The sequence below is a fragment of the Betaproteobacteria bacterium genome, from assembly GCA_016720065.1.
Lineage (GTDB): Bacteria > Pseudomonadota > Gammaproteobacteria > Burkholderiales > Rhodocyclaceae > SSSZ01.
This window is the reverse complement of sequence record JADJXY010000001.1, coordinates 37,157-59,741: the sequence shown is the minus strand read 5'-3', so window position 1 is coordinate 59,741 and position 22,585 is coordinate 37,157. Positions and strand designations below refer to the sequence as shown.

The window sequence follows — 22,585 nt, the reverse complement described above, 5'->3', positions numbered from 1 at the left end:
TTTCAGGCGATCTTCTTTTCTTCCTGGCCGGCGAGGATATCGCTCAGCACCTGCCTGCCACGGGGCGAAACGAACCAGTGCAGGACATTCTTGTCGTTGATGCGGGTTTCGATGACGCCCAGGGACTTCATCAGGGTCAGGCGCTGGCTGACGAACTCCCGGCCCAGGCCGGTGCGCTCGCACACTGCCGTCAGGTTGCCGTAGACGAAACTCTCTTCCGCCAGGGCACGCAGAATTTCGACATCGTTGTAAGTGAGCGCTTCCCTGGGCTCGGGCTTGACCTCGATGCGCGGCTCGGGAGCCTTCTCCTCGCGCACCGCGGCCAGTTCCTGGATTTCCTGATTCTGCTGGCGCAAGTCACCCACTTCGCGCTTCATCTGCTCCAACTGGCCTTTGAGCTTCAAGACCACGTTCTCCACCAGGCGCCGCGAGGCGACCACGTACATCAGGCAGAAGCCGGCGAAGACGTACAGGTCGAGGGGTTTTGTCCGGGCACCTTCGAGCAGGGTGCTGGAAATCATATTGAGAAAGAGGGGCACGGTCAGCGCCGCCACCACGCCGAGAACCGCGTACTTGGCCCAATCCCGGCGCCCGAAGCCTCCCTGGCGGTCGGCCAGGAAACCGTTGGCGACGCCCCCCAACACCCCCGCCACCAACATGATGGCGAAAATCAGAGCCATGTGACCATCCAACGCCCCGGAAGGCGTTGTTACCAGCATGGCAGCCTGCAATTCCCCGGTCATCTCGACCCCCCCCGTGATTTTTTGGCATTTTCACACGATTGGGCAGCCAAGTCGAAAAAACGAACCCCCACGGGCCAGGGGCCGGCAGGGGTTCTGTGAGCCGAGGCGGAATCAGCGCGGCCGCCGTGCTTCCCATCAGAAAGGCATCCACTTCACGGGCCGCCTGGCGACCTTCGCGCCAGCGGGCCGTCAGGCCCGCTCCAACACTTGCCCGCAGGGCGATCCGCCGCTCAGCGCGGCAGGGCGGTTGCCCCCATCAGGAAGGCATCGACCTCACGGGCCGCCTGGCGACCTTCGCGGATCGCCCAGACAACCAAAGACTGGCCGCGACGCACATCTCCGGCAGCATAGACGCCCTCGACGTTGGTCTTGTAGCAGCCTTCGCCGTCGGTAGTGGCCTTGGCATTGTTGCGGGCATCCTTCTCCACGCCGAAGGCGTCCAGCAGGCTGCCCACCGGGTTGGTGAAGCCCATGGCCAGGAAGGCGGCATCGCAGGGCAGCTCGAACTCGGAGCCGGCGACTTCGGTCATCTTGCCGCCCACCCACTCGACGCGCACACCCTTGAGGGCCTTGACCTTGCCCTGGCCGTCGTCGACGAAGGCCTTGGTGGCCACGGCGAACTCGCGGACGGTCTCGCCTTCCTTGTGGGAAGAAGAGGTACGCAGCTTGAGGGGCCAATAGGGCCAGACCAGGGGCTTGTGTTCCTCTTCCGGCGGCATGGGCATCAGCTCGAACTGGGTCACGGAAGCGGCGCCGTGGCGGTAGCTGGTGCCGACGCAGTCGGAGCCGGTATCGCCGCCGCCGATGACGACGACGTGCTTGCCCTTGACGCTGATCGGGTTCTTGATGCCCTGCTGGACTTCCTTGTTCTGCGGAATGAGGAATTCGAGCGCGGCGTAGATGCCCTTGAACTCACGGCCCGGAACCGGCAGATCGCGTGGCACCTCGGAGCCGGCGGCGAGGATCACCGCGTCGAAGTCCTTCTTCAGTTGATCGGCGGAGACGACCTCGGTGGCATCGCTGTGCACCCCTGCGGGGACGGCCTTGTCACCGACGATGACTTTGGTCTTGAAGACCACGCCTTCGGCCTCCATCTGGGCGACGCGACGGTCGATCACCGACTTGTTAAGCTTGAAGTCAGGAATGCCGAAGCCGAGCAGGCCCCCGATGCGGCTTGATTTCTCGAATACCGTCACCTCGTGGCCGACACGGGCCAGTTGCTGGGCAGCGGCCATCCCGGCCGGGCCGGAACCGACGATCGCCACTTTCTTGCCCGTCTTGACGGCCGCCGGTTGCGGCACGACCCACCCCATCTCCCAGCCCTTGTCGATGATGAAGTGCTCGATGGCCTTGATGCCCACCGGCGCAGCATTGATGCCCAGAGTACAGGCGGCCTCGCAGGGGGCCGGGCAGATGCGGCCCGTGAAGTCGGGGAAGTTGTTGGTGGAGTGCAGCACGTCCAACGCCTGCTTCCAGTTGCCCTTGTAAACCAGGTCATTCCAGTCGGGAATGATGTTGTTCACGGGGCAGCCGTTGTTGCAGAACGGGATGCCGCAGTCCATGCAGCGGGCGCCCTGGGTCTTGGCCTGATCGTCCGACAGGGTCTGAACGAACTCCTTGTAATGCGTCAGGCGCTGTTCGACCGGCTCGTACGCCTCTTCCAGGCGCTCGAACTCCATGAATCCAGTCGGCTTGCCCATTATGCTGCCTCCGCCGGGCCGCCCCAAGGAGGCAGCGAGTCAATACATGAGAGCCGCGCCAGCGGCGGCACCGTGGTTACCCCTTCCCGCGGGGCGGAGGCGGAAAACAGCGGAGCAGCGCTCCGCTCCGCCGGAGCGTGTGCGCAATGCAGTGCGCACCCTCCGGAGAAATGGGGGAAGGTCTGTTTCATGCGGCCTCCTTCTGTGCTGCGGCGGCCATCTCGGTGAGGGCGCGCTTGTACTCGTGCGGATAGACTTTGACGAACTTCTCGCGGTAGGCATCCCAGTTGGCCAGGATGGCCTTGGCTGTCTTGCTGCCGGTGTATTCGGCATGACGGGTCACCAGCTCCTTGAGCTGGGTCTCGTCGGCTTCACCACGGTGCAGGGGCTCTCCGGCGGCGTGCCGGTTGGCGGGCAGCACCTTTTCCAGGGCGACCTGAGCCAGGTTGCAGCGCTGCCTGAAGGAGCCGTCCTCGTCCAGCACGTAGGCGATACCGCCCGACATGCCGGCAGCGAAGTTGCGGCCGGTCATGCCCAGCACCGCGACGGTGCCGCCGGTCATGTATTCGCAGCCGTGATCGCCCACTCCCTCGACGACAGCGGTGCCGCCGGAGTTGCGCACGCAGAAGCGCTCACCGCCCACCCCTGCGAAGAAGGCCTCACCCTCGGTGGCACCATACAGGACGGTGTTGCCGACAATGATGTTCTGCTGGGTGTTGCCGCGGAAGTCCGGACTCGGCTTGATGATGATGCGGCCGCCCGACAGGCCCTTGCCGACGTAATCGTTGCCTTCGCCGGTCAGCTCCAGGGTCACCCCCTTGGCCAGGAAGGCACCGAAGGCCTGGCCGGCGGTGCCGGTCAGCTTGACGTGGATGGTGTCGTCCGGCAGGCCGGCATGGCCGTAGCGACGGGCCACTTCGCCCGACAGCATGGTGCCGCAGGTGCGGTTGACGTTGATGATGGAGGTCTCGATCTGGACCTTCTGGCCCTTTTCCAGGGCCGGCTTGGCCTCGGCGATGAGCTTGTGGTCCAGGGCCTTGGCCAGGCCGTGGTCCTGGGACTCCACGTGGAAGCGGGGAACGTCGGCGGGCACGGCGGGCTGATAGAAGATCCTGGAGAAATCCAGGCCCTTGGCCTTCCAGTGTTCGATACCCTTCTTCATGTCCAGCAGGTCGGTGCGGCCGATGAGGTCGTCGAACTTCCTGATGCCCAACTGGGCCATGATTTCACGGGCTTCCTCGGCGACGAAGAAGAAGTAATTGACCACGTGCTCGGGCTGGCCGGAGAAGCGCTTGCGCAGTTCCGGATCCTGGGTGGCAACCCCCACCGGACAGGTGTTGAGGTGGCACTTGCGCATCATGATGCAGCCTTCGACCACCAGCGGGGCGGTGGCGAAGCCGAACTCGTCGGCACCGAGCAGGGCGCCGACGACCACGTCCCGGCCGGTCTTCATCTGGCCGTCGACCTGGACACGGATGCGGGAGCGCAGGCGGTTCAGAACGAGGGTCTGCTGGGTCTCGGAAAGGCCCAGTTCCCACGGGGTGCCGGCGTGCTTGATGGAGGACTGGGGCGAAGCGCCCGTCCCGCCGTCAAAGCCGGCGATCACCACGTGGTCGGCCTTGGCCTTGGCGACGCCGGCGGCAACGGTGCCGACGCCGACTTCGGAAACCAGCTTGACCGAGATGGAAGCGCGGGAGTTGGCGTTCTTGAGGTCATGGATGAGCTGGGCCAGATCCTCGATGGAGTAGATGTCGTGGTGCGGCGGGGGCGAAATGAGGCCGACGCCCGGCACCGAGTGACGCAGAAAGCCGATGTACTCGGACACCTTGTGGCCGGGCAACTGGCCGCCTTCGCCGGGCTTGGCGCCCTGGGCCATCTTGATCTGGATCTGGTCGGCGTTCACCAGGTATTCGGTGGTGACGCCGAAGCGGCCGGAAGCGACCTGCTTGATGGCGGAGCGCAGCGAATCGCCTTCCTTGAACACGTAATCACGCTCGATGCGCGAGGCCCCGACCACTTCGGACAGCTTCTGGCCGGCCTTGAGCGGCTGGAAGCGCTTGGAGTCCTCGCCGCCTTCGCCGGTATTGGACTTGCCGCCGATGCGGTTCATGGCGATGGCCAGCGTCGTGTGGGCCTCGGTGGAGATGGAGCCCAGAGACATGGCGCCGGTGGCGAAGCGCTTGACGATTTCCTTGGCGGGCTCGACTTCGTCCAGCGGAATCGGCGCGCCCTGGGGCTTGAACTCGAAGAGGCCGCGCAGGGTCAGGTGACGCCTGGTCTGATCGTTGATCAGTTGGGCGTATTCCTTGTAGGTGTCGTACTTGCCGGAGCGGGTGGAATGCTGCAGCTTGGCGATGGAATCCGGGGTCCACACGTGCTCTTCGCCGCGGATGCGGAAGGCGTACTCGCCGCCGGCGTCGAGCATGGTGGCGAGTACGGGGTCGTCGGAGAAGGCTTCCTTGTGCAGGCGAATGGCCTCTTCGGCCACCTCGAAGACGCCGATGCCTTCGACGTTGGAGGGGGTGCCGGTGAAGTACTTTTCGACGAAGCTCTTCTGCAGGCCGATGGCCTCGAAGATCTGGGCGCCGGTATAGGACATGTAGGTGGAGATGCCCATCTTGGACATCACCTTGTTGAGTCCCTTGCCGATGGCCTTGATGTAGTTCTTGGCGAACTTCTCGGCCTTCTCGGCATCGCCCTTGGCCAGGGAGTCGATGGTTTCCAGAGCCAGGTAGGGATGCACGGCCTCGGCGCCGTAGCCGCCCAGGAGCGCGAACTGGTGCACTTCGCGGGCGGAACCGGTCTCGACCACCAGGCCGGCGCTGGTGCGCAGGCCCTTCTTCACCAGGTGCTGGTGGATGGCGGAGGTGGCCAGCAGGGCCGGGATGGCGACGTGCTCGGCATCCACCTTGCGGTCAGAGACGATGAGGATGTTGGCGCCGGAACGGACGGCGTCCTCCGCATCCGCCGCCAGGGAAGCGAGGCGAGCCTCGATGCCGGCCGCGCCCCAGGCCACCGGATAGCAGACGTCCAGTTCGAGGGAACGGAACTTGCCCGAGGTGTATTTCTCGATGTTGCGCAGCTTTTCCATGTCGGCGAAGGACAGGACGGGCTGGGAGACCTCGAGGCGGATGGGCGGGTTGATGTCGTGGGTGTTGAGCAGGTTCGGCTTGGGGCCGATGAAGGACACCAGGGACATGACCAGTTCCTCGCGGATCGGGTCGATGGGCGGGTTGGTCACCTGGGCGAACAGCTGCTTGAAATAGGCGTAGAGCGTCTTGTTCTTGCTGGACAGCACCGGCAGGGCGGAGTCGGTGCCCATGGAGCCGGTGGCTTCCTCGCCGTTCTGCACCATGGGCTCCAGGATGACCTTGATGTCTTCCTGGGTGTAGCCGAAGGCCTGTTGGCGATCGAGCAGGGAAGCGGCGGAACCGTCGCACTTCTCGGCAGCTGCCGGGACTTCGTCCAGCTTGATGCGGATCTTCTCGATCCACTCGCGGTAGGGCTTGGCGTTGGCCAGGGAATCCTTGATTTCCTTGTCGTCGATGATGCGGCCCTGTTCCATGTCGATGAGGAACATCTTGCCGGGCTGCAGACGCCACTTCTTGACGATCTTCTTCTCGGGGATGGGCAGCACGCCGGATTCGGAGGCCATGACCACGAAATCGTCGTCGGTGACCAGGTAGCGGGCCGGACGCAGACCGTTGCGGTCCAGGGTGGCGCCGATCTGGCGGCCGTCGGTGAAGGCCACGGCGGCGGGGCCGTCCCAGGGCTCCATCATGGCGGCGTGGTACTCGTAGAAGGCGCGCCGGCTTTCATCCATGAGGGTGTGCTTTTCCCAGGCTTCCGGGATCATCAGCATGACCGCATGGGCCAGGGAGTAGCCGCCGCCCATGACCAGCAGTTCGAGGGCGTTATCGAAGGAAGCGGAGTCGGACTGGCCGGGGTAGTGCAGCGGCCACACCTTGTCCAGATCCTTGCCGAGGATGGGCGAGGAGATGGCCTGTTCGCGAGCCTTGAACCAGTTCACGTTGCCACGCACGGTGTTGATTTCGCCGTTATGGGCGATGTAGCGGAACGGATGGGCCAGATCCCAGGTGGGAAAGGTGTTGGTGGAGAAGCGCTGATGCACCAGGGCAAGGGCCGAGACGGTGCGCTTGTCCTGGAGGTCGAGGTAATACACGCCCACCTGGTCGGCCAGGAGCAGGCCCTTGTAGTTGACCGTGCGCGCCGAGAAGGACGGCACGTAAAATTCCTGGCCGTGCTTCAACTTCAGCTGCTTGATGGCGTTGGCGGCGCGGCGGCGAATGATGTACAGCTTGCGCTCCAGAGCATCGGTGACGAAGACGTCCGGGCCACGACCGACGAAAACCTGGCGGATCACCGGCTCCTTCGCCTTGACCGTCGGCGACATGGGCATGTCGCCATTGACCGGCACGTCGCGCCAGCCGAGGACCACCTGGCCTTCGGCCATGATGGAACGCTCGATTTCCTCGACGCAGGCGTGGCGGGACGCGGCCTCCTGGGGCAGGAAGACCATGCCGACGCCGTATTCGCCGGCCGGTGGCAGGTCAACGCCCTGCTTGGCCATTTCCTCGCGATAGAACTGGTCGGGAATCTGAAGGAGAATGCCGGCGCCGTCGCCCTGGAGCGGGTCGGCACCGACGGCACCGCGGTGATCCAGGTTTTTCAGGATCAACAAGCCCTGCTCGACGATGCCATGACTCTTCTGGCCTTTGACATGGGCAACGAAGCCCACGCCGCAAGCGTCGTGCTCGTTGGCCGGGTCGTACAAACCCTGCCGCTCAGGTACTGCCGGTTCCATCACTCGCGTTCCTTCAATAGACGTTGGCGTAGTGCCAAAGGTGAAAAAAGCCGGTGGGGCGCCGGCTTGTACGATGGTTTCGTGCGACCTGGGATTCTATCCCGAAACCCCTGTCAATTCAAGATTCTGCGCGGCCCTGGCGGCGCACCGGGATGGGTCGCCTCACCCCATTTTGGGGCAGCGGCGGGCGATCGCCGCTTCGACTTGCGGGGCTTTGGCGTCACCGTAAACGACTGCCCGGCCGACGGACTGCAACAGGACCAGACGCAGGACTCCGTCCTGGACCTTCTTGTCGTGCTGCATCAGTTCCAGATAGCGCCCGGTTCCAAGCGCGGGACCGCTGACGGGTAGGCCAGCGCGTTGAAACAGCCTTTCGCAGCGGACAACATCGTCCGGCGGCAGCCAGCCCAGGTCGTGAGACAGTTCGACGGCCATCATCGCCCCCGCCGCCACGGCCTCGCCGTGTAACCAGGTGCCGTAGCCCATGCCGGCCTCGATGGCGTGGCCAAAGGTGTGGCCGAGGTTGAGCAGGGCACGCTCCCCACTTTCCTTCTCGTCGGCGGCGACCACTTCGGCCTTGTTGGCACAGGAACGCTCGACGGCGAACATCAGCGCTTCCGCTTCCCGGGCGCGCAGGCGCTCGATATTGGCCTCCAGCCATGCGAGAAAGGGCAGATCCCGGATCAAGCCGTACTTGATGACCTCGGCGAGGCCGGCACTGAGTTCACGGTCGGGCAGGGTATCGAGGGTGGCAATGTCGGCCAGGACAAGGCGGGGCTGGTAGAAGGCGCCGATCATGTTCTTGCCCAGGGGATGATTGATCGCCGTTTTTCCGCCCACGGATGAATCGACCTGGGACAGCAGCGTCGTCGGCACCTGGATGAAGGGCATGCCGCGCTGGTAGCATGCCGCGGCAAATCCGCCCATGTCGCCGATCACCCCGCCGCCCAGGGCGACCAGGGTAGTGCTGCGTTCGCAATGGGAGCCCAGGAGCGCGTCAAAGATGCTGTTGAGGTTGTGCCAGTTTTTGTATTGCTCCCCGTCGGGGAGCACGACCGCCGCGGTTTCGACCCCGATAGCCGCCAGACTGCGCTGGAGACGGTCCAGGTAGAGGGGGCCCACCGTGGTGTTCGTGACGATCACCGCCTTCTTGTGGCGGAAGCAGGGCGCCAGCAGATCGCCCCGCTCCAGCAAACCCGTGCCGATGTGGATGGGATAGGAGCGGTCGCCCAGGGCGACGGTCAGGGTTCGCATGTTCTGAGGTACTCGCGCAACAAGTGGTTAACCATGGTGGAAGCCGGCATACGCGCCCCTTCGGCGATGCAATGAGCCGTTTCACGGTAGAGCGGGTCGCGCTGGGCGTAGAGATCCCGCAGACGAGCGAGAGGATCCTCGACGCGCAGGAGGGGCCGATTGCGGTCGTTGCGGGTGCGTTCGTGGAGGAGCTCCGGCGGCACGTTGAGATAGACGACCCAACCCGTGTCGTGGAGCGCCGAGCGATTTTCCGGGTTCAGTACAACCCCACCGCCGGTGGCCAGGACGATTCCTGACTCGCCCGTCAGGTCCTTGATGGTCTGGGCTTCCCGCCTGCGGAAGCCATCCTCCCCTTCGATTTCGAAGATGGTCGGAACACTGACACCGGTGCGCGCCTCGATTTCGTGGTCGGAATCCATGAAGCGGCGGCCCAGGCGCCGAGCCAACTGCCGTCCGACCGTGGTCTTTCCAGCCCCCATCAGTCCAACGAGGTAGATATTCATGGCGCCCGAATTCACCCCCGGATTTTACCCGATCGGGCCGCCCCAGCGAAAAGGGCCGGCATGTGCCGGCCCCTTCACGAGCATGGCCCCGTTCAGTTCAGGTTGAGATTCTCGCTGACGATCCGCGGCGTGATGAAGACCAGCAACTCGGTCTTGTCGTCGACAGTCTCGTTGTTCTTGAACAGCCATCCCAAGTAGGGGAGATCTCCGAAGACGGGAATCTTGTTGGTCGTGCTCTTGAGGTTCTGGGTAAAAATACCCCCGATCACCACCGTTCCGCCATTTTCGACCAGAACTTCAGTCTTGACATGCTTGGTGTCGATGGCGACGCCGGCCCCCTGGGTTGTCAGGGTCGATGGCGTATCTTTGTTGACGTCGAGAGTGAGCGTGATTTTTCCGTCCGGCGTGATCTGCGGCTTGACCTTCAGGGCCAGATTCGCTTTCTTGAACGACACGCTCGTTGCCCCGGAACTCGTCGCTTGCTGATAGGGGATTTCGACCCCCTGCTCGATCAGGGCTTCAACCTGATTGGCAGTCATCACGCGCGGGCTGGAGATTACCTTGCCACGACCATCGGCCTCCAAGGCAGAAATTTCGAGGTCGAGGAAGCGTGTCCGATTCTTGTCGTACAGGATGAACGACAAGGCACCCGCCGCGCCGGAGCGGGGCGTGGCAGGAAGGTTGACCATTTGCTGACCAAGGAAGGTTGGCGTTCCGCTGGTGATGCCCACGGCCTGCGAGGTGGTTTGAGCGTTGCCGCCACCGATCGCAAGATTGTTGCTTCGGCCATCCGCCCCACGGCCCGTGGACGGAGTGAAGGCCCCGAGCCGTACACCGATGTTCTTGGAAAAAGCATCGGATGCTTCGACGATACGTGCCTCGATCAGCACCTGGCGTGAAGGAATGTCGATTTCCCCGAGCATGCGGCGGATGTCGTCGAGCCGCGACGGGATGTCGGTAATGAAGAGTTTGTTGGAGCGAGAATCCATCACCACCTGACCGCGCTTGGAGAGGAGGGTCTGGGACTTGTCCTTGAGGGCGGCGAAGATGGTCTCCGCCTTGTGATAGTTGATCTGGAAAATCTCGGTACGGAGCGGTTCCAGGTCGCCGATTTGTTGCCGCGCTTCGTACTCGAGCTTCTCGCGGGTGGCGATTTCGTCGCGGGGGGCGATGAGGATCACGTTCCCGTTTTTGCGCATATCCAGCCCCTTCTGCTGGAAGATGATGTCCACCACCTGATCAGCGGGGACATCCTTGAGCACCAGAGTCGTCGTCCCGGTCACGGTTTCGCTGATCACAGCGTTCAAGCCCAACTCCTCGGCCATGAGGCGGAGAAGCGCCCGGACGTCACCGTTCTGGTAGTTGATGCTGACCCGTGGGCCCTGGTAGCCAATCTTCGTTCCCTGCACCAGCTTGTTCGGGTTCTCAATGATCTGCTTGACCTCGACGATGAACTGGTTGTCGGTCTGGTAGGCGTTGTGCTCCCACAGGCCCTTGGGCGTAATGGTCATTCGCACATTGTCCTGCTTGGACTCGGTCACCACGCCGGTCACCGGCGTGGCAAAGTCAGTGACATCGAGCTTACGGCGCAGATGGTCCGGGAGGTTGGTCTTCAGAAAATCAACAACCAGAGTTGATCCTTGCTGGCGAATATCGATACCGGTACCAACATCACTCAGATCGACGACGATACGCCCCTCGCCGTCCTTGCCGCGACGGAAGGTGATGTCGCGGATGGAGTGACGGGTGCCAACCAGACTTTCCTCGGCGAAACGCGTTGACTTCTGACCACTGGAATCCACCACCCGTGTCACGGGGGAGAGGGTGACCAGCAGGGACTTTCCTTCGACCCGGGCCGAGTAATTCATGTTGCGGACCAGGTTGAGTACCAGCCGGGTGCGTTCACCAGCCTGAACCACATTGAGACTCTTGAGATCGCCCTCATTGACCGACTGGGTATTGCGCCCCAGGCCATTTGCAGTGGAGGGAAAGTCAAAGGCAACCCGCGCCGGATTGGCGACGCTGAACCCGGCGGGGGGAGCACTCAGGGGCTCTTTGAGGTCTATCTTGACGATGACATCGCCACCCTGCTGAGCGACATTGAGGGCTTCGATGCTGTTCTGCTGGGCACCCGCGCTTCCTGCCGCGGCAAGGCAAAACACGGCGGCGAGGGCCGAAAACCAGTTCTTGAATTTCATTTCTTGCTTGCCTCCTTGCCTTGCAGGTACAGAGAGCTGGTCCGTTCGCTCCAGTCGCCCGCAGCATCCTGAATCAGTTCGCGCAAAGTGAGTTCCTTCTCGGTGATGTCGGTGACCACGCCGAAATCGAGGCCGATGTAGTCACCGATCTTCACTTGCTTGACCGCCTGGTCCACCTGGATGACAGCAATATGCTGTCGATTGACGTTGAGATATCCGATCATCCGCTGCGACTCCAGCGGGTACTTCTCGAGGATGCTGTTACGCACTTCTCGGGCTTCAAAATCGGGCTGCAAACCCCCTTTCGACACACCCTTGCCCCGCTTTGAATCGGGTTCGATCTTGGCTGCCTTGAAAGGATCGAGGATATCGGTGACCTCGTAGGGAACGGGTTCGTAGGGCTGGACGCTGGGAAGTTTCGGGATGTTGGGTTTCATGTCCCTGGTGTTTTCCTGCATCCATTGACGCAGGTCTTCATGGTCCCCTGAACACCCCGCCAGGGCCAGACCGCAGAAGGCAATCATCAGACACTTCACTTCTTGCCTCCCTTCGCATCTTTTTCCTTCTTCTTCTGAGCGGCGATTTCGGACTCGTCCAGATAGCGGAAGGTTTTGGTGACCGCGTCGAGAGCCAGACCGCCTCCTGCCCCCCCTACCGAGATGTTGTTCAGCGTAACGATGCGCGGCAGCTTGGCCACATCGGCGGCGAACGCACCAAAATCGTGGTAACCGCCGGTGATGCGCACCGTGATAGGAAGTTCGGCGTAGAAGCCCTTGATCTGCTCTGCACCAGGCTTGAAGAGCTCGAACTTGAGTCCGCGCCCCAGACCGGCCTGATTAACCTCAATGAGCAGGGCGTCGATTTCCGAGCGATTGGGCAACTGCTTGAGCAAAGCTCCGAAGGAACGGTCGATTTCCTCGAGCTGCTGGGTATAAAGCGGCAGATTCACCGCCTGCCGCTTCTTGTCGAGGAATTCCTGCTTGAGGCGCTCCTCGTCCTGCCGTTTGGTATCGAGGGTCGACAACTGATCGTTCCACAGCAGAGCCCAACCCGCCCCCAGCAAAGCCACAAAGAGGGCAATCAGAAGAGCGATCTTGGGAGCACGCGGCCACGAACCCGGATCGTTCGGGTTGAGGTTGCGGAAATCGTCCAGCAGTGCCTTGAAGTCAAGCTTTCTGAGACTATCCAGGGAAGGGGCCTTGGCGTTCATTTCTTACCCTTTCCGCCGGCGTCCTTGGCTCCGGCCTTGCTGGCATCGTCCGGCTTGGCTCGGGTCAGATAGACGTTCATGTTGAATTCGTTCAAAGGCCGCTTATCGACGACCACGGACTTGATTTCGAGCAGTTCGGGACGCTCCAGCCAAGGGGAGGCCTCCAGATTGCGCATCAAGGTGGAAACGCGGGCATTCGATTGGACATAGCCGCTCATGCTCACCTTGTCATTGCTCTGCTTTACCGATTTGAGGTAGATCCCTTCCGGAACCTGACGCACAAGCTCGCTGAGAAGATGCACGGTCTCACCCCGGTCGCGCTGCAGGCTCTCGATGACCTCCTTGCGTTTCTTGAGCGCTTCCACCTGCTCCTTCAAGCGCTTGATCTGATCGATCTCCTTGTCGAGGACGGCGATTTCCTTCTTCAGAAAGTCGTTCTTCTCCTCCTGATTGCCGATATAGCCATTGATGACGCTATAGACCAGGAAAACCACCAGGCCGCCCAACAGCGCGGTAAGCCCCAGAAGGCTGAAGAACTGCTGCCGGCGCGCCTTGCGTGCCAGCTCGCGGTGAGGGAGAAGGTTGATTCGCATCATGATGGATCGAACCTCCTCAGAGCCAGCCCGCAGGCCACCATCAGCGAGGATGAGTCGGCCAGCAGTGACTTTGCCTTGACCTTGTCCGAGAGGACCATGTTGGCAAAGGGATTGGCCACGATGGTATTGACCTGGGTTCGGGTCGCGACCACCTCGTCGATCCCCGGAATCACGGCACATCCCCCGGAAAGCACGATGTGGTCGACCTGATTGAACTGGGTCGAGGTAAAGAAGAATTGCAGCGCCCGCGACACTTCCAGAGCCAGGTTTTCCACGAAGGGGTTGAGCAACTCGGTCTCGTAACCCTCGGGAAGATTGCCCGTGCGCTTGGCAGCCTCGGCGTCCTCGTGACTCATGCCGTAGTGTCGCGCAATGTCCTGGGTCAGTTGAGCTCCCCCAAAGGCCTGCTCCCGGGCATAAACCTGCTGGCCGTTGCGCATGACAGTGAGAGTCGTCGCGACGGCCCCGGCGTCGACCACGGCGACGACCTGATTCTTGCCCCCCTCGGGCAACTGCTTTTCGATCAACTCGAACGAGGCCAGGGCAGCGAAGGACTCGACATCCATGACCATGGCCTTGAGGCCCGCGGCTTCGGCCACCGCCACGCGATCTTCGACGCGCTCCTTCTTGGAAGCAGCGATGAGCACCTCGATTTCGTCAGGCACGGCGGGCGCGGGCCCGAGCACCTGATAGTCGAGATTCACTTCGTCGATGGAGAAGGGAATGTACTGGTTGGCCTCGGTTTCGACCTGAACTTCCAGTTCGTCGTCCCGCAGGCCCGCCGGCATGATGACCTTCTTGGTAATCACCGCCGACCCGGGCAGCGCGAGGGCGACGTTGCGGGTCGAAGTTCCCATGCGTTTCCAGGCCTTCTTGACGCAATCCACCACGGCTTCCAGATTGACGATATTGCCGTCCGACACCGCATCCTTGGGCAACACCTCGATGGTGTAGCGCTCGACGCGGTAACCCTCTTTCCCGCCGGCAGACAGTTCGACCATCTTGACAGAGGACGAACTGATATCGAGCCCGAGCAAGGGGCGCGCCTTGGGATTGAATAACGCTGACAGATCGAGACCCACCTGACCCCCAAAAAAACCTTACAGAATGCGAAGTTAGGCAAACAACCAATAATTCACTTCAGATGCTAGCAACAAGCCCAGGGCATGTAAAGCCTTTTTTGGGCCGGCCACCGGCCAGCGTATAATCCGCGCAACGCCGCTACCCGAGCCCCATCTTGTCGAGTTCCCGCCTGATTCTACGCCTCATCGCCTACCCCGTCGCAGCCCTGGCCGGCCTTGTGGTCATGGCCGTCGCGCTTGCGCTCATCGTCCTGGTCCTCACCTATCCCAATCTTCCCTCCCTGGAAGTACTGACCGATTACCGGCCCAAGATACCGCTGCGGGTTTACACCTCGGACGGCTTCCTGATCGGGGAGTTTGGCGAGGAGCGCCGGGCCGTGGTGGCTTACCGCGACGTGCCCGAAGTCATGAAGCAGGCCATCCTGGCCGCCGAGGATGAGCGCTTCTTCCAGCATGGCGGCGTCGACTATCAGGGCGTTCTGCGCGCCGCCCTGGCCAATCTGACGAGCGGCGGCAAGAAGCAGGGCGCATCGACGATCACTCAGCAGGTCGCCCGCAATTTCTTTCTCTCCAGCGAAAAGACCTACACCCGCAAGCTTTACGAAATGCTGCTCTCGTTCAAGATCGAGAGCAGCCTTTCCAAGGAACAGATTTTCGAGCTTTACCTCAACCAGATTTTCCTGGGGCAGCGGGCTTATGGTTTTGCGGCGGCGGCCCAGATTTACTACGGCAAGTCCCTGGCCGACATCTCGGTGGCTGAAGCCGCCATGCTGGCCGGCCTGCCCAAGGCGCCTTCCGCCTTCAATCCAGTCGTCAATCCCAAGCGGGCCAAGATTCGCCAACAGTACGTGCTGCGCCGCATGCACGAACTGGGATTCATCGACACCAAGCAGCACGAAGCTGCGCTGAAGGAAACTCTGGTGGTGAAGCGCGATCTCTCGGACTATCCGGTGCACGCCGAGTTCGTCGCCGAGATGGCGCGCCAGATCGCCGCCGAGCAGTTCCCCGACGAGGTCTATACCCGGGGCTTCCGCATCGTCACCACCCTGACCCGCGACGAACAGCAGGCCGCCTACACCAGCCTGCGCAAGGGGGTCATGGATTACGACCGTCGCCACGGCTACCGGGGCGCCGAGTCTTTCGTCGACCTGGGCGCGGCGCCCGCCGACCAGGAGGAGTTCCTCGACGAAGCGCTGCAGGACGTTCCCGATGCGGGCGACCTCGTCCCCGGCATCGTCGTCGCGGCGAACCCCACCCAGGTCAAGGTCTATCGCCGGGGTGGCGAGACGGTCACGCTGAGTGGCGATTCCCTCAAGTTCGCCGCCCGCATGCTCGACGACAAGGCGCCGCCGCAGAAGCGCCTGCGGCGCGGTGCCGTCGTCCGCCTGCAAAAAGGCGAGAAGGGCTGGCAAATTGCCCAACTGCCCGAAGTGGAATCGGCCTTCGTCGCGGTCGACCCCCGTGACGGCCGCATCCGCGCCCTGGTCGGCGGCTTCGATTTCAACCGCAACAAGTTCAACCACGCTACCCAGGCCTGGCGCCAGCCGGGCTCCAGCTTCAAGCCTTTCATCTATTCCGCTTCCCTGGAAAAGGGCTTCAGCCCCTCGACCATGGTCGAGGACGAACCCATCGTCATCCCCGCCAGCCAGACCGGCTCCCAGGCCTGGGAGCCCCACAACTACGATGGCAAGTACGAAGGTCCGATGAAGCTACGCACCGCCCTGGCCAAGTCCAAGAACATGGTATCCATCCGCATCCTGCAAGCGATCACCCCGGCCTACGCCCAGGACTACGCTACCCGCTTCGGGTTCGAGGCCGAGAGGCACCCCCCCTATCTGACCATGGCCCTGGGGGCGGGGGCGGTGACCCCCTGGCAGATGGCCTCGGCCTACTCGGTTTTCGCCAATGGCGGCTACCGCATCCAGCCCTACGTGGTCATGGAAATCCGCAACGAACGCAACGAAGTCATCGCCGCGGCTGCTCCGGTCAATGTCGGCGAGGAATCCACCCGGGCCATCGACCCCCGCAACGCCTTCCTCATGGACGGCATGCTGCGCGACGTCACCATCTACGGTACCGCGGCCAAGGCTTCCGTAGCGCTCAAGCGCCACGATCTGGCCGGCAAGACGGGCACGACCAACGAGTATGTCGATGCCTGGTTCTGCGGCTACCAGATGACCGTCGCCGGCTGCGCCTGGATCGGCTTCGACCAGCCCAGGAAGCTGGGCGACAAGGAAACAGGGGGAGCCGCCGCCCTGCCCATCTGGATCGGCTACATGACCCGCGCCCTGCGGGACGTCCCGGTCAGCCTGCCGGAAGCCCCCGCGGGGCTGGTGGCTTACGGCACCGGACGCGATCGCAGCTATGTTTACAGCGAGAACGCCGAGAAGGAAGAAGCGGCCGCCTCAGAAGCCTCGAACGGGGAAACCCCACCCCAACCCGACCTGGACAAGCCCCCAACGGATTGAGGCTACGACGCCTTCACCGGCCCCCTCAACCGCAATCCTCAACCGCAATCCTCACCGGCACCCCGGCCTGCTCGCCCACCAGTTGCGTCAAACGCCCGAACAATTCGGCGCCACTGCGCGTATCGACCCAGCGCTGACCATCCCAGCGAAAATGGAAGCCCCCCGAGCGCGCCGCCACCCACATTTCCCGGGCCGCGCCGTGGCGATTGACGACCATGCGACTGCCGTCGGCAAACTCGATTTCCAGGATGCCGCCCCCCGCCCTTTCCCAGTCCAGGTCTGCGCCAGATGCCTCCAGGGCGGCCTCCAGCCTTGCGAGCACTTGCTCGGCACGGGATTCGAATTCGCTGTCGTTCATGATGTGCTACCATCCCCCGATTACTGACCGATCCGTCATTAACATGTCCCGACTCCCCCTGGCACTGCTGTTTTCCGGACTGATCCTGGGGGGCTGCGGCACCAAGGGCGCCCTCTCCCTGCCACCCGGACCAGCGCCTGATCCCCTTCTGGGCAAGTCATCCGCCCGCCAGGAAGCGGGGGGCCATGTTAACACGGACACCTCCTCCCCCAGCCGATGAGCCCCTTCTCCCGCCAGGCCGGCGTGCTCCACGCCGAGTCCGTCAGTCTTGCCCATATCGCCCAGCACTTCGGCACCCCGGCCTACGTCTATTCCCGTGCGGCTCTGGAAGCCTCCCTGGGGGAATTCACCGCGGTGCTTGGCGCCCATCCCGCCGGTGCCAGGGCTCTCGTCTGCTACGCCGTCAAGGCCAATTCCAATCTCGCCATCCTCAATCTCTTCGCCCGTTTGGGCGCCGGCTTCGACATCGTTTCCGGCGGTGAACTGGCCCGGGTTCTGGCCGCTGGCGCCGATCCGGGCAAAGTCGTCTTTTCCGGTGTCGGCAAAACTGGCGAGGAAATGCGGCAGGCCCTCCAGGCCGGCATCTTCTGTTTCAACGTCGAGAGCGCCGCCGAACTCGAACGCCTGAATGCCGTGGCCGGCTCCCTGGCCAAACGCGCCCCGGTGAGCCTGCGCGTCAATCCCGACGTGGATCCCAAGACCCACCCCTATATCTCCACCGGCCTCAAGGAAGCGAAATTCGGCGTCGCCTACGACCAGGCCACCGCACTCTACCGCCGGGCCGCCGCCCTGCCCCATCTGGAAGTCACCGGCATCGACTGCCACATCGGTTCCCAGTTGCTCGATCCCTCACCTTTTACCGAGGCCCTGGACCGCATCCTCGCCCTGGTCGACCGGCTGGCGGCCGACGGCATCACCATTCGGCATCTCGACCTGGGCGGCGGCCTCGGCATCCGCTACCGGGAAGGGCAGGAGCAACCCACAGTCGCCGCCTACCTGACGCCCCTTCTCGACCGCCTCGCGGGCCGCGGGCTCCAGGTGGTCCTCGAACCGGGGCGCCGCCTGGTGGGCAACGCCGGCGTCCTGCTCACCCGGGTCGAATACCTGAAGCCCGGCGAGGAGAAGAATTTCGCCATCGTCGATGCCGCCATGAACGACCTCATGCGCCCCGCCCTGTACGAAGCCTGGCACGACATCGTGCCGGTGGCGGAGCATGAAGGGGAAACCCGCGCCTGGGACGTGGTGGGGCCGGTCTGCGAGACCGGCGACTTCCTCGGCCAGGACCGGGCCCTGGCCCTGGCTCCCGGCGACCTGCTGGCGGTTCTCTCGGCCGGCGCCTACGGCATGGCCATGAGTTCCAACTACAACACCCGCCCCCGGGCCGCCGAGATCCTGGTTGACGGCGAGCAGACCCATCTGGTGCGGCGACGGGAGACCATCGCCGAACTCTACTCCGGCGAGTCCTGCCTGCCGCGATGAAACCCTGGCCGGCCCTCCTTCTGGCGGCGCTGGCCGTCACTGCCTGTAGCGAAAAGGCACCCGAGAAGAAGGGCCCGCCTCCCACTCTGATCACTGTCGTCCAGGTCCAGCCGGCTCGTTTCGAAGTGGTCGAGCGCACCCTGGGTTCCCTGGAAGCCGTCCTCGACCCCAAGGTAGGCGCGGAGATCGCAGGCCGCATCGTCGCCGTCCACGTGCACGGCGGGCAGCCCGTAAAGAAGGGGCAGGTCATGGCCCGCATCGACCCCCTGGACGCCACCCAGCAGGCCGCCGCCGACCGGGCCGAGGTCGCCCGCCTGGAGGCCCTTCTGGGCCAGCAGGAACGCCTGGTCACGCGCCAGAAGGAACTGGTCGAGCGCAATTTCATCTCCCGCAACGCCCTCGACGACGTGACCGCCCAGCGGGATGCCTTGCGCAGCCAACTCGCCGCCGCCCAGGCCCGCAGCGAGATTTCCCGCCACGGTCTGGGGCGTACCGAAGTCATCGCCCCCTTCGACGGCAACGTCGAGGTTCAGATCGTCAGCCTGGGCGACTACGTCAAGGTCGGCGACCCGGTGTTCCGCCTCATCTCCAACGCCCGCCTGCGCGCCAACCTGCCCTTCCCGGAAAGCGCCGGCCCCCGCCTGCGCATCGGGCAGCCGGTACGCCTGCTCAGTCCCATGGCGCCCGATTCCCCCGTCGAGGGCGCCATCGAGGACATCCGTCCGACGCTGCTCGAAGGCAGCCGTGCCATCGAAGTCATCGCCCGCATCGACAATCCCGGCGCCCTGCGGGGAGGGGGATCGGTGAACGCCACGGTCATCACCGGCGCCCGCGAAGGCGCCCTCATGGTGCCGGAACAATCGGTGGTCCTGCGTCCGGCAGGCAAGGTCGTCTATGTCGTGGAAGGGAGCAAGGTCCGCCAGCAGATCGTCCGCACCGGCGGCAAGGAGGGGGGTCTGGTGGAAATCCTCGACGGCCTGAAGGGAGGCGAGCGCGTGGCCCTGGACGGCGCCGGCTTCCTCACCCAGGATGCCCCCATCACGGTCAAAGGCGCCCCGGCGGCAGCCCCCGCCTCGTCCAAACCCCAATGACCCTGCCCGAACTTTCCATCAAGCGCCACGTCCTGGCGTGGATGGTCAGCGCCGTGCTGGTCCTCTTCGGTCTCATCAGCTACGGCCGCATCGGGATGGACCGCTATCCCTACATCGAATTTCCCGTCGTTTCCGTCACCACGGCCCTGCGCGGCGCCAATCCGGAAATCGTCGATGCCTCGATCACCAACATCATCGAGAGCGCGGTCAATTCCACTCCGGGCATCGAGCACATCCAGTCCACCTCCTCGCCCGGCGTCTCGGTCATCGGCATCACCTTCGGGCTGGAGAAGAAGATCGACGTCGCGTTCAACGAGATCCAGGCCAAGGTCAATCAAGTGCTGCGCCGCCTGCCCGATGACGTGGACCCGCCGGTGGTCGCCAAGGTCGAGACCAACGCCCAGCCCATCATGTGGCTCGCCTTGCAGGGGGACCGCACCCAGCAGCAGTTGAACCAGTACGCCCTCAACGTGCTCAAGAAGCGCCTGGAGACCATCGATGGCGTGGGCGAAGTGCGCCTCGGCGGGCGCCGCGACCGCACCATCCGGGTGGAACTGCACCCGGAGCGCATGGCGGCCCTGGGCGTGACGGCCCAGGATATCGCCGCCGCGCTGGACAAGGAGCACGTCCAGATGGCCGGCGGGTTCGTCGTCGGGCAAAAGACCGAAAGCCTGGTCAAGCTCGACCTCGAGTTCCACAGCGTCGAGCGCCTGGGCAGCCTGGTGGTGGCGTGGAAGGGTGGCGCGCCGGTGCGCCTGGGCGATGTCGCCGATCTGGTCGATGGCCTTTCCGACTACCGCCAGTTGGCCCGCTTCAACGGCAAGATGACCATAGGCCTGGGCATCGTCAAGGTCACCAACACCAACACCGTCGCCATCATCGACCGGGTGAAGGAGCGCCTGGACAAGGAACTGCGCCCCCAGCTTCCGCCGGGACTCGAACTGCATGTGGTTTCCAACGACGCCATCTTCATCCTGGAAATCATCGACGCCCTCAAGGAGCACCTGCTCGAAGGCACTCTGCTGGCTGCCCTGGTGGTCTGGATCTTCCTCCTCTCGGTCCGTTCGACCCTCATCATCGCCCTGGCCATCCCGGTCTCCCTCATGGGGGCTGTGGCGGTCATCTATTTCGCCGGCTACACGCTCAATTCCCTCACCCTGCTCGGTCTCCTGCTCCTCATCGGCGTGGTGGTGGACGACGCCATCGTGGTGCTGGAAAACATCTTCCGCCACCGGGAGGAACTCGACCCCGACCCGGTTTCCGCTGCCATCAACGGCGCCAACGAAGTCTTCTTCGCCGTCCTGGCCGCCACCCTGGCCCTGGTGTCGATCTTCGCCCCGGTCATTTTCATGAGCGGCATCATCGGCCAGTTCTTCCGTTCCTTCGCCGTCGTCGTCACCTTCGGCGTCCTCGTATCCCTCTTCGTTTCCCTCACCCTCACCCCCATGCTGTGCTCCCGCTTCCTCACGGTACGGGAAAAGGGCCACGTCCGCCGCGGGCTTCCGGCACTCATCGCCCGCGGCTTCGCCTGGCTCGAAGCCTTCTACCGTCGCCTGCTGGCCTGGGCGCTGCGCCACCGCTGGAAGGTCGTCTTGCTCACCATCGCCGCCGTTGGGTCGAGCGCCTTTTTCTTCGCCAATGTCGGCAAGACCTTCGCGCCGGAACAGGACGAGGGACGCTTCCTGGTCAACCTGCGCACGCCCCTGGGTTCATCCATCGATTACACCGACACCCGCCTGCGGGCGGTGGAGGAAACCCTGGCCAGGCACCCGGAAATCGTCACCGAATTCGCCCTCATCGGTCTGGGCAGCGCGGGGCAGGTCAATCAGGGCCTGGTGGTGGCGCGCATGGCGCCCCGTGATCAGCGCAGCATCTCGCAGCAGGAACTCCTGCCCATCCTGCGGCGCGAACTGGCCGAAATTCCCGGCGCCCGCGCCTTCGCCGCCCCCTATCCCATGGTGCAGGGCCAGCGCGGCGAGCCCCTGCAATTCGTCCTGGCCGGGGAAAACCTCAACGAAGTGGCGCGCCTCTCGAAGGACCTGCTGCAAAAGCTCGCGACCGAACCCGGCCTGGGGCGCATCGATACCGATTTGCAACTCGACCTGCCGCAACTGGTCTTCGAGCCCGACCGCCTGCGCATCGCCGCCGCCGGCCTCAGCTCCCGCGATGTCGCCCTGGCCATCAACATGCTCACCGGTGGAGTCGATATCGGCAAATACAACGACGATCCCGGCGACGGCCAGCGCTACGACGTCCGGGTCAAGGCCCGCGACGGCGAATTCACCCAGCCCTCCGACCTGGCCAAGATCTGGCTGCGCAATCCGGAGGGCAAGATGATCCGCCTCGATGCCGTGGCGAGCTTCAAGGAAACCCTGGGCCCCGCCGTCATCGGCCGCTTCGATCTCCAGTACGCCGCCACCTTCTTCGCCACCCCGACCCTGCCCTTGGGAGAAGCGGTCAAGCGCATCCGGACCCAGGCCGCCGACCTGCCCCCCGGCTACCAGATCAAGCTCATCGGCCAGGCCGAGGAATTCGGCAAGACCACCCAATACATGGCCTTCGCCTTCACCCTGGCCCTGGTTCTGCTCTACATGGTCCTGGCCAGCCAGTTCAATTCCTTCCTGCAACCCCTCATCGTCATGCTGGCGCAGCCCCTCGCCATCATCGGCGGCATTGCCGCCCTGTGGGCCACCGGCCAGACGCTCAACATCTATTCCATGATCGGCCTGGTGCTCCTGATCGGCCTGGTGGCCAAAAATTCCATCCTGCTGGTGGACCTCGCCAACCAGCGGCGGGCCGGGGGCATGGGGGTGGACGAAGCCCTGTCCGACGCCTGCCCCATCCGCATGCGCCCCGTACTCATGACCTCGGCCACCGTCATCCTGGCCCTCACCCCGGCCGCCCTGGGCCTGGGGGCGGGGTCTGAGACCAATCAACCCCTGTCCATTGCGGTCATCGGCGGCATGGTGTCCTCGACCCTGCTCACCCTGGTGGTGGTTCCCGCGGTCTATTCCCTGGTGGAAAACTTCCTCGCCCGGCACCGGCGGCAAGCGACTGCTCCCAGCGCCGAGTGAGCCG

16 protein-coding genes are annotated in these 22,585 nt (G+C 63.7%); 5 read left to right on the top strand and 11 right to left on the bottom strand.

Going from position 1 to position 22,585, the window contains the following annotated elements; translation table 11 throughout:
* Positions 1–2: 2 nt before the first annotated feature.
* The 10 genes from IPM73_00265 to IPM73_00220 all read right to left on the bottom strand — a co-directional run bounded on the left by IPM73_00265 (position 3) and on the right by IPM73_00220 (position 14,111).
* On the bottom strand, positions 3–743 hold the full coding sequence (locus IPM73_00265) for a hypothetical protein (protein MBK8916532.1): 741 nt from the start codon (positions 741–743) through the stop codon (positions 3–5).
* Positions 744–973: 230 nt separating this feature from the next.
* The gene (locus IPM73_00260; GenBank protein MBK8916531.1) at positions 974–2,443 is read right to left on the bottom strand and encodes a glutamate synthase subunit beta; all 1,470 of its coding nucleotides are present in this window, start codon (positions 2,441–2,443) and stop codon (positions 974–976) included.
* Between the two features lie 187 nt (positions 2,444–2,630).
* The gene (gene gltB / locus IPM73_00255; GenBank protein ID MBK8916530.1) at positions 2,631–7,268 is read right to left on the bottom strand and encodes a glutamate synthase large subunit; all 4,638 of its coding nucleotides are present in this window, start codon (positions 7,266–7,268) and stop codon (positions 2,631–2,633) included.
* Positions 7,269–7,430: 162 nt separating this feature from the next.
* Positions 7,431–8,522, bottom strand: a complete 1,092-nt coding sequence (gene aroB, locus IPM73_00250; GenBank protein MBK8916529.1) for a 3-dehydroquinate synthase — start codon at positions 8,520–8,522, stop codon at positions 7,431–7,433.
* Positions 8,510–9,025 (bottom strand): shikimate kinase, encoded by a 516-nt coding sequence (locus IPM73_00245; GenBank protein MBK8916528.1) that lies wholly within the window; start codon positions 9,023–9,025, stop codon positions 8,510–8,512. Before IPM73_00245 ends, aroB begins: the two co-directional genes overlap by 13 nt.
* 92 nt (positions 9,026–9,117) lie before the next feature.
* Positions 9,118–11,223: a type IV pilus secretin PilQ gene (gene pilQ / locus IPM73_00240; GenBank protein MBK8916527.1), complete on the bottom strand. Its 2,106-nt coding sequence runs from the start codon at positions 11,221–11,223 to the stop codon at positions 9,118–9,120.
* Positions 11,220–11,747 (bottom strand): pilus assembly protein PilP, encoded by a 528-nt coding sequence (locus tag IPM73_00235; protein MBK8916526.1) that lies wholly within the window; start codon positions 11,745–11,747, stop codon positions 11,220–11,222. Before IPM73_00235 ends, pilQ begins: the two co-directional genes overlap by 4 nt.
* 8 nt (positions 11,748–11,755) lie before the next feature.
* A complete protein-coding gene (locus tag IPM73_00230; protein ID MBK8916525.1) occupies positions 11,756–12,433 on the bottom strand; it encodes a type 4a pilus biogenesis protein PilO in 678 nt (225 codons plus the stop codon).
* Positions 12,430–13,029 carry a PilN domain-containing protein gene (locus IPM73_00225; GenBank protein ID MBK8916524.1) on the bottom strand — a complete coding sequence of 200 codons (600 nt, stop codon included), beginning with the start codon at positions 13,027–13,029 and terminating at the stop codon, positions 12,430–12,432. The genes IPM73_00230 and IPM73_00225 overlap by 4 nt, the downstream gene beginning before the upstream one ends.
* Positions 13,026–14,111 carry a pilus assembly protein PilM gene (locus IPM73_00220; GenBank protein ID MBK8916523.1) on the bottom strand — a complete coding sequence of 362 codons (1,086 nt, stop codon included), beginning with the start codon at positions 14,109–14,111 and terminating at the stop codon, positions 13,026–13,028. Before IPM73_00220 ends, IPM73_00225 begins: the two co-directional genes overlap by 4 nt.
* 224 nt (positions 14,112–14,335) lie before the next feature.
* On the opposite strand from IPM73_00220, the gene IPM73_00215 reads away from it, so the two are divergent.
* A complete protein-coding gene (locus tag IPM73_00215; GenBank protein MBK8916522.1) occupies positions 14,336–16,579 on the top strand; it encodes a penicillin-binding protein 1A in 2,244 nt (747 codons plus the stop codon).
* A gap of 25 nt (positions 16,580–16,604) precedes the next feature.
* Here IPM73_00215 and cyaY read toward each other — a convergent pair whose 3' ends face one another.
* Complete coding sequence (gene cyaY, locus IPM73_00210; GenBank protein ID MBK8916521.1) at positions 16,605–16,937, bottom strand: iron donor protein CyaY; 333 nt, start codon at positions 16,935–16,937, stop codon at positions 16,605–16,607.
* Between the two features lie 43 nt (positions 16,938–16,980).
* Here cyaY and IPM73_00205 point away from each other — a divergent pair, with 43 nt between their 5' ends.
* Genes IPM73_00205 through IPM73_00190 form a run of 4 tightly spaced genes read left to right on the top strand, consistent with a single transcriptional unit; the run spans position 16,981 to position 22,581 of the window.
* Positions 16,981–17,157 carry a hypothetical protein gene (locus IPM73_00205; GenBank protein ID MBK8916520.1) on the top strand — a complete coding sequence of 59 codons (177 nt, stop codon included), beginning with the start codon at positions 16,981–16,983 and terminating at the stop codon, positions 17,155–17,157.
* Positions 17,154–18,416 (top strand): diaminopimelate decarboxylase, encoded by a 1,263-nt coding sequence (gene lysA / locus IPM73_00200; GenBank protein MBK8916519.1) that lies wholly within the window; start codon positions 17,154–17,156, stop codon positions 18,414–18,416. The genes IPM73_00205 and lysA overlap by 4 nt, the downstream gene beginning before the upstream one ends.
* Positions 18,413–19,507 carry an efflux RND transporter periplasmic adaptor subunit gene (locus IPM73_00195; protein ID MBK8916518.1) on the top strand — a complete coding sequence of 365 codons (1,095 nt, stop codon included), beginning with the start codon at positions 18,413–18,415 and terminating at the stop codon, positions 19,505–19,507. The genes lysA and IPM73_00195 overlap by 4 nt, the downstream gene beginning before the upstream one ends.
* Positions 19,504–22,581, top strand: coding sequence for an efflux RND transporter permease subunit (locus IPM73_00190; GenBank protein MBK8916517.1), 3,078 nt, complete (start codon positions 19,504–19,506; stop codon positions 22,579–22,581). The genes IPM73_00195 and IPM73_00190 overlap by 4 nt, the downstream gene beginning before the upstream one ends.
* Positions 22,582–22,585 lie beyond the last annotated feature (4 nt).

What these genes read in the sequence shown, in the direction of transcription:
- IPM73_00190 (MBK8916517.1), top strand. Translation starts at nt 19,504, where the DNA reads ATGACCCTGCCCGAACTTTCCATCAAGCGCCACGTCCTGGCGTGGATG.
- pilQ (MBK8916527.1), bottom strand. Translation starts at nt 11,223, where the DNA reads ATGAAATTCAAGAACTGGTTTTCGGCCCTCGCCGCCGTGTTTTGCCTT.
- aroB (MBK8916529.1), bottom strand. Translation starts at nt 8,522, where the DNA reads ATGCGAACCCTGACCGTCGCCCTGGGCGACCGCTCCTATCCCATCCAC.
- IPM73_00195 (MBK8916518.1), top strand. Translation starts at nt 18,413, where the DNA reads ATGAAACCCTGGCCGGCCCTCCTTCTGGCGGCGCTGGCCGTCACTGCC.
- IPM73_00260 (MBK8916531.1), bottom strand. Translation starts at nt 2,443, where the DNA reads ATGGGCAAGCCGACTGGATTCATGGAGTTCGAGCGCCTGGAAGAGGCG.
- lysA (MBK8916519.1), top strand. Translation starts at nt 17,154, where the DNA reads ATGAGCCCCTTCTCCCGCCAGGCCGGCGTGCTCCACGCCGAGTCCGTC.
- IPM73_00215 (MBK8916522.1), top strand. Translation starts at nt 14,336, where the DNA reads ATGGCCGTCGCGCTTGCGCTCATCGTCCTGGTCCTCACCTATCCCAAT.
- IPM73_00225 (MBK8916524.1), bottom strand. Translation starts at nt 13,029, where the DNA reads ATGATGCGAATCAACCTTCTCCCTCACCGCGAGCTGGCACGCAAGGCG.
- IPM73_00235 (MBK8916526.1), bottom strand. Translation starts at nt 11,747, where the DNA reads ATGATTGCCTTCTGCGGTCTGGCCCTGGCGGGGTGTTCAGGGGACCAT.
- IPM73_00265 (MBK8916532.1), bottom strand. Translation starts at nt 743, where the DNA reads ATGACCGGGGAATTGCAGGCTGCCATGCTGGTAACAACGCCTTCCGGG.
- IPM73_00245 (MBK8916528.1), bottom strand. Translation starts at nt 9,025, where the DNA reads ATGAATATCTACCTCGTTGGACTGATGGGGGCTGGAAAGACCACGGTC.
- gltB (MBK8916530.1), bottom strand. Translation starts at nt 7,268, where the DNA reads ATGGAACCGGCAGTACCTGAGCGGCAGGGTTTGTACGACCCGGCCAAC.
- IPM73_00230 (MBK8916525.1), bottom strand. Translation starts at nt 12,433, where the DNA reads ATGAACGCCAAGGCCCCTTCCCTGGATAGTCTCAGAAAGCTTGACTTC.
- cyaY (MBK8916521.1), bottom strand. Translation starts at nt 16,937, where the DNA reads ATGAACGACAGCGAATTCGAATCCCGTGCCGAGCAAGTGCTCGCAAGG.
- IPM73_00205 (MBK8916520.1), top strand. Translation starts at nt 16,981, where the DNA reads ATGTCCCGACTCCCCCTGGCACTGCTGTTTTCCGGACTGATCCTGGGG.